The following is a 1,271-nucleotide window of genomic DNA, read 5'->3' on the forward strand; positions in this document are numbered from 1 at the left end:
GTGTCGAGGTAGGTGACGTGGTGGAAGCATTCCTCCTTCAGGTGTCCGAAGAACGCTTCCATCACGGCATTGTCGTAGCAGTTCCCTTTACGTGACATCGATTGCTGCGCACCGGCTTCGGCGAGTATCCGTCCCCAGGTTTTGTGCTGGTATTGGAAGCCTTGATCGGAGTGCACCAACGGGCGCTGGCCGGGTTCGAGGGTGGCAAGTGCGGCCCGCAAAGACGAGTGGGTCAGATCTAGATTCGGTGATCGACTGATCGAGTGGGCGATGATCTCGCGGTTGTACAGGTCCAAGATCGGTGACAGGTACAGCTTGTTCTCGCCGATGCGGAACTCGGTGACATCGGTGGCCCACTTCTGGTTGGGTGCCTCGGCGGTGAAGTCGCGGTTGAGTAGGTTGTCGGCGATGACCCCGGTCTGGCCCTGGTACGACACGTAACGACGCCGGCGAACCTGACAGGTCAGGCCGAGTTGACGCATCAGCGCCAGCACGGTCTTCTTCGCGATCTGTTCGCCGCTCTTGACCAGCTCACGGTGTACTCGCCGGTGGCCGTACCGGCCCTTGTTGGCGTGGAAGATCTCGCTGATCGCGGCCTTGGTCTGTTCCCATGGGTCGGGGCTGCCGAGTCGGGCCTGGTGGTAGAAGAACGTCGAGCGTGCCAGCCCCGCCGCGGCGAGCAGATCGCTCAGTCGATGTTCTGCCTTGAGGGAGATGACGGCGTGAACCTTCAGGACCGTCGGTGCTGCTGCCTCAAGGCCTGCAATTTTCCCAAGTATGCGTTCTCCGCCCGCAACCGCTCGTTGTCCCGACGCAACTGTTCCAGCTCGCTGAGCTCTTCGACCGGCTGGGTGCGAGGGCGACCACGCGGCTTGGGTTTGAGCCCATCGACGCCGTCACGACGATAGATTCGCGCCCACGCTTTGAGCTGTTGAGGGGAGGACAGGCCGGCCTCTTGGCTGAGCGTGAGCGCGTTCTCGCCGGCCAGGAAACGCTGCACCAGCGCCACTTTGAACTCAAATGAGTACGTGCCTTGGACTCGCTTTTTCACCAATGCACCCCTGCCATGAATTCGCCAACGCTGATACAGCGTCTTCACCGCCTCGCGTGATGCGCCCAACTTCGTGGCGACCCAGCGATCACCGAAGCCTTCCTCGAAGAAGGCTACCGCCCGCTCACGCTGCTCCACCGACAACGAACTACGTGGATGCATACAACTCTCCCCGGGTAGTCGAAACTGATTTTCAGTCCAACTCCCGGGGAGCAGTCCA

Annotated in this window: 2 protein-coding genes; both read right to left on the reverse strand. The window is 61.1% G+C overall.

Annotation, left to right across the window (positions count from 1 at the left end; genetic code table 11):
• The coding region (locus tag MHN80_RS25635) for an IS3 family transposase (RefSeq protein WP_308219803.1) at nt 1-779 on the reverse strand (779 nt) is incomplete at its 3' end.
• A partial coding sequence (locus MHN80_RS25640) for a helix-turn-helix domain-containing protein (protein ID WP_239404136.1) occupies nt 731-1,271 on the reverse strand: 541 nt, incomplete at its 5' end. The genes MHN80_RS25635 and MHN80_RS25640, both read right to left, overlap by 49 nt.

The sequence above is a fragment of the Gordonia sp. McavH-238-E genome (assembly GCF_022348225.1).
Lineage (GTDB): Bacteria > Actinomycetota > Actinomycetes > Mycobacteriales > Mycobacteriaceae > Gordonia > Gordonia terrae.